Raw genomic sequence first — 5,048 nt, 5'->3', positions numbered from 1 at the left:
GGAGATGTGTATAAGAGACAGTAATGCTTTCTGACAGCCTGTTTAACCTCCCAGACACAATCTAGCCCAGCTGGAAAGTAGAGTAATTTCATCTAAAAACCCCTTAAAACTAAGAACTCACTTTATCTATATAAGTTAAAGCAATGATTTTCATAAAAGATATAAATTAAAATCCCTTTTTACCACGAATAAACACCAATCTACACTAATAGTCCAAAAGATTTTTATTTATAACTATAAACGAGCAAAAATGATTACATTAATTTACAATTCTTATAATTAGGCTGTTCATTCAGGTTAATATTCTTACTTATTTAAGGCATATGAATAAACAACTTTAAAAAATTTAAAATATTATTTTTTGCCACGCGCCCTAAGAGTGAAGTTATCGAAGAAGTAGTCCTGGGGTGAATTAAAACACTGTCTAATTTATTAAGTTATTTATTATTCATGACTATTCATGTAATTAGTGGCTAACTATCTTTTGATTTTGTTTTTATTTCACTTCAGATTTGGATATCTATATCCCAGTATAAAATAACTTAAAATTAATCATTTACATTAATTGGTTTGAAAATTGCTCATTCATAGTTTATAATTTAATTTTTTAGTTTTTATTCGTGGTTAATAATTCTTTTAATAATTAGATTTTAATGAAATTATTTAATTCAATATATATACATTGAGGTATTGGATTATATTACTATAAACTCTTCTATTATTTAAAGAATAGAATATTAATAAGTATCAAATATAGGAGGGATAACTTATGTTTAAATTATTTTTAATATTTACCGTAATTCCTTTGATAGAATTGACCTTATTAATCAGATTAAGCTATTATGTTGGAACATTCTATACAATCTCTTTAATAGCTACCACTGGAATTATTGGAGCTATATTGGCCAAAAAGCAAGGAACTTCAGTTGTCAAAAAGATAAATCAATCTCTATCCCAAGGAGAGATGCCTGCTGATAGTTTAATCGATGGCTTATTAATCTTAATTGGCAGTGCTATGTTAATTACCCCAGGATTATTAACAGATTTTGCTGGATTTTCTTGTATCATTCCTTTTACTAGAAAGCAGGTTAAATTTTTGATGAAGGGTAAGTTCAGTAAGTTAATCACAACTGGTAGAGTACAGTTCTTCTCCTTTAATCAACAGGAAGAGAAGACTGTTAATATTGTTGATGATGAAAATAATACCACTCCATAAATAAGAGCTAGCAAATAGAAATTTCTATTTGCTAGCTCTTATTTATTAGTAATTTAATTCTTAACTTCTAATTCTCTCTTAACTTCAGAGACCAGTTCAACTATCTTAGGATAAGCCTTTAAGACACCTTGAGTAACGATTGGTCTGCCAATAGTCATTAATCCTAAAGCCCGAGAGGTATAACCACCTATCTTCATTGTAAAGTTAATAGTCGATTTAGTCTTAACTAACTTTAACTCTTTTTGATCCCCTAATAGCTTATAGGTATCTTTGATTGCGGGAACAACAAATTTTTCAGCATATTTACAGCCTAAAGTATAAACTTGATTGCCAAACTCATCTTCACCTTGATAGATTAGATGTCCCAAATCCTTAGTTTTAAGCTTATCAAAGGTAGGTAAATTAAGTATTTCATCTTTATTTGGAGTTCTATCCATCGGTAATTTATTTAGATGTACTGCTGATGCTACTGCCACTGAATGGGTACCACCAACATCATGATAGATAATATCCATTTTTCTCCTCCTGACTTTATAATCTACTCCTATTTAGTCTACCTCTATAGTGTTAATTTATTCTAATCTTTACTTCTGTTTATATTATTTTAATTTGAAATTAAAGATAATTGACTAATAATAATCTAAAATTCCTTGATAAATCCCATAAACTAGCTTATCCTTAAACTTATCCTCAGTTAAGAGCCAATTATCTACCTTCTTATTGATGAAACCTACTTCTACTAATACTCCTGTTACTCTACTGTTATTTAAAATATAATAGTTGCCAACTCTAATTGAATTCTCTGGGAGATCTATGCCCTTATAACTAATTTGATTTAACCTCTGCTGAATCTTCTGAGCTAAACTCTGATTTGCCTTCTTTTTATTCTGATAAAATACAATTGGACCTCTAATTTTAAACTTACCTACAAAAGAATTGACATGGATACTGACAAATAGCTCTGCTTTATTATTATTTATAGTATCTACTCTAGCCTTTAAATCTCTCATATGCCTACTTTTATATGCTTGATTCTTATGGTCTAAAGCAGTATCATGATAGCGAGTCATAATTACCTTAGCACCTTTAGTAGCAAGTAAATTTCTCAATCTTCTTGCTATATCTAGATTAACCTTCTTCTCTACTAAATTATCATATGATGCTCCAATATCAATCCCACCATGTCCTGGGTCTATAACTATCACTTTGTCTGACATCTGATTTAAGTTACTTACAGGTCTGGCCCGATTGATATAACTAGTTACACTTCCAATCAATGAAGCCAAAAATATAATTATAAATAACACCTTCAAAAACATCTTATTACACAAAACAATCATCTTATCCCTCCCAAAATAACATTATATAGCTATGTGAATTTTAAAATAATACTTTATGGGTATATTTCGACACTTTAAGCTTTAGCTACGGGGTTTTAACCCGTAGTGTAACATATCATCATCACCACAGGTTAAAACCTGTGGCTAGTAAATTTATCATTATAAAAACTATCGCACTATCTCTCTATAACTACATATTTAACTTTTACTTTAAAATCAAAAATACATAACCCCTTTACTTATAATTACTCATAACTAAACAAAATTATTGCAGTATAGATTTTCCTTACTTTTAACAAAATATAGATAAAGAAAAGCTAAGGAGTGATAAGATGATATTTGCTAATAAATTAAAGGAAATGTCTATTGGGATGGTCAATCAACGCCTTGAGGAGATGAAAGATAGCGATACAGCAGAGTATGATAAGACCCTAGAGATGCTCTTGTTAATGACTGAAGTAGCTACTCACTTTTTGAAGGAGAATAAAGAGTTTAGAGAAAAATTTGCCGAAATTCATGCAGAATTTATTAAATCACCAGAGAGTGAGCGTGTAATCGAGGATGGTGTTACAGCATATAAGAACTTCAAGGAAAAGCAAGAAACTATGGTATAAATATATCTAACCTAAGATTTTAGAGAAGCAATACAATATAGAGATATTGTGACACTTTCGTGTCGAGTGTGAGCTATGAGTGTGTGTAAAACTTCTTTTTAATTGGGGTTTACTCACACTCACACATCCACTCACGCTAATTTTAAAAATGTCCCAATATCCCCATAAAACGATACTATAAATCAATAAGAAGTAGCCACTAGTGGCTACTTCTTATTGATTTATTTTAAATTATCAGGATTTAAGCATTCCAACTCTGGAATAACAAACAATCCATCTTTTCTAATTAACCTATCATCAAAATAAATCTCTCCTCCACCATACTCTGCTCGTTGGATACAGACTAAATCCCAATGGATAGAAGATTTATTACCATTACTAGCTTCATCATAACACTTACCTGGTGTGAAGTGGAAACTCCCCTTAATCTTCTCATCAAATAAAGTATCCTTCATTGGGGTCTCTATATAAGGATTGACCCCAATAGCAAATTCACCGATATAACGAGCACCTTCATCGGTATCAAAGACTTTATTGATCTTCTCAGTATTATTAGCAGTAGCTTTGATAATTTTACCATCTTCAAACTCTAATCTGATATTCTCATATGTAAAACCTTGGTAGACTGCTGGTGTATTATAGGTTAAAACCCCATTGACTGAATCCTTTACTGGTGCAGTAAAGACCTCACCATCAGGGATATTCAATTTACCATCACATTTAATAGCTGGAATATCCTTAATTGAGAAGGTCAAATCTGTTCCTTCTCCTACTATCTTAACCTTGTCAGTCTGCTCCATCAGCTCTACTAGGTTGTCCATTGCCTCAGACATCTTAGCATAATCTAAAGTACATACATCAAAATAAAAGTCCTCAAAAGCTTCAGTACTCATACTTGCTGATTGTGCCATTGAATGATTTGGATATCTTAAAATACACCATTTTGTATTTGGTACTCTAATCTCACCATGGACTGGCTTAATAAATTTCTCCATATAAAGTTGCATATTCTCACTGGGCACATCAGAGTTTTGAGTAATATTCTCAGCAGAGCGGATAGCAATATAAGCATCCATCTCTTCCATCCTAATCTTATGATACCTAGCTTGGTCCTCTAGCTGTTGAGCACTAGCTTTCATTAACAACTCTCTACTTAATAACTCATCATTGACCTCCACAAAAGGAATAGCATCTACTGCATAAGTCTCTTTGACTAATTGGCGAGCAAGGGAGTTTTCTGCTCCAAATACTTCAATTAATATCTTCTCTCCTCGCTTTAATTCAACAGAATAATTGATTAAATTATTGGCTAACTCTTTTATTCTAGGATCTAACATACTTAGCACCCCTTTATATAGTTTATTAGTTATATTACAAGATTTATCTAAAGTTAATTATAATGATAATTAGTTTAAAAATCAAATTATAATTAAAACTAAAAAAAGCATAAAATTTTAACAAATATAGCTTTGATATACATCAGAGAATTCAATATTAACCCTTTCTATAATACTATCTTTAGTATAAGTACTATTATAACAGATATCTTCTTTAGAAATAATTTTTATCGGTAGTTCTATTTTAAATTCTGTCCATTCTCCATATCGACTAGCTACTGATATCTTACCATTATGGGCCTCTACAATAGTCTTAACCAAGGCTAAGCCTACTCCACTACCTTCAGCCTTATTACTTAAATAAGAATCTACCTGCTCAAATCTATTGAATAATTTCTTTAATTTCTTTTCTGGAATTCCCACTCCTTGGATCTATGTCAATATCTTAGACACAAAAAATCGAATTTTTCATGCTATATTTTTAGCTTTAATTTCACATTCTTCTGGAGTCATATAATTAATACCTGTCTCTTATACACAT

The 5,048-nt window shown here is 30.9% G+C and carries 7 protein-coding genes; 2 read left to right on the top strand and 5 right to left on the bottom strand.

Going from position 1 to position 5,048, the window contains the following annotated elements; translation table 11 throughout:
* Positions 1-92: cupin domain-containing protein (locus tag ACTCDL_RS13840; protein ID WP_463178038.1), on the bottom strand; the 92-nt coding region annotated here is incomplete at its 3' end.
* A 677-nt stretch (positions 93-769) separates the two neighbouring features.
* Here ACTCDL_RS13840 and ACTCDL_RS13835 point away from each other — a divergent pair.
* Positions 770-1,216 carry an FxsA family protein gene (locus ACTCDL_RS13835; protein ID WP_463178036.1) on the top strand — a complete coding sequence of 149 codons (447 nt, stop codon included), beginning with the start codon at positions 770-772 and terminating at the stop codon, positions 1,214-1,216.
* A gap of 53 nt (positions 1,217-1,269) precedes the next feature.
* On the opposite strand, the gene ACTCDL_RS13830 is transcribed toward ACTCDL_RS13835, so the two are convergent.
* Together ACTCDL_RS13830 and ACTCDL_RS13825 are read right to left on the bottom strand one after the other, a co-directional pair.
* Positions 1,270-1,731, bottom strand: coding sequence for a DUF3189 family protein (locus ACTCDL_RS13830; RefSeq protein ID WP_463178034.1), 462 nt, complete (start codon positions 1,729-1,731; stop codon positions 1,270-1,272).
* Positions 1,732-1,845: 114 nt separating this feature from the next.
* Complete coding sequence (locus ACTCDL_RS13825; RefSeq protein ID WP_463178032.1) at positions 1,846-2,556, bottom strand: N-acetylmuramoyl-L-alanine amidase family protein; 711 nt, start codon at positions 2,554-2,556, stop codon at positions 1,846-1,848.
* 332 nt (positions 2,557-2,888) lie between these two features.
* Here ACTCDL_RS13825 and ACTCDL_RS13820 point away from each other — a divergent pair, with 332 nt between their 5' ends.
* Complete coding sequence (locus ACTCDL_RS13820) at positions 2,889-3,170, top strand: hypothetical protein (RefSeq protein ID WP_463178030.1); 282 nt, start codon at positions 2,889-2,891, stop codon at positions 3,168-3,170.
* Between the two features lie 221 nt (positions 3,171-3,391).
* Here ACTCDL_RS13820 and ACTCDL_RS13815 read toward each other — a convergent pair whose 3' ends face one another.
* Complete coding sequence (locus ACTCDL_RS13815) at positions 3,392-4,507, bottom strand: aminopeptidase (protein WP_463178028.1); 1,116 nt, start codon at positions 4,505-4,507, stop codon at positions 3,392-3,394.
* Between the two features lie 117 nt (positions 4,508-4,624).
* Positions 4,625-4,930 (bottom strand): ATP-binding protein, encoded by a 306-nt coding sequence (locus ACTCDL_RS13810; protein ID WP_463178025.1) that lies wholly within the window; start codon positions 4,928-4,930, stop codon positions 4,625-4,627.
* Positions 4,931-5,048 lie beyond the last annotated feature (118 nt).

Source organism: Orenia sp., assembly GCF_055140805.1.
The sequence above is the reverse complement of the archived record's forward strand: the minus strand, read 5'-3'. Positions and strand labels throughout refer to the sequence as shown.

Excerpts from the sequence above, each read along its gene's own strand:
- ACTCDL_RS13815 (WP_463178028.1), bottom strand. The coding sequence starts at position 4,507 with ATGTTAGATCCTAGAATAAAAGAGTTAGCCAATAATTTAATCAATTAT.
- ACTCDL_RS13830 (WP_463178034.1), bottom strand. The coding sequence starts at position 1,731 with ATGGATATTATCTATCATGATGTTGGTGGTACCCATTCAGTGGCAGTA.
- ACTCDL_RS13820 (WP_463178030.1), top strand. The coding sequence starts at position 2,889 with ATGATATTTGCTAATAAATTAAAGGAAATGTCTATTGGGATGGTCAAT.
- ACTCDL_RS13825 (WP_463178032.1), bottom strand. The coding sequence starts at position 2,556 with ATGATTGTTTTGTGTAATAAGATGTTTTTGAAGGTGTTATTTATAATT.
- ACTCDL_RS13835 (WP_463178036.1), top strand. The coding sequence starts at position 770 with ATGTTTAAATTATTTTTAATATTTACCGTAATTCCTTTGATAGAATTG.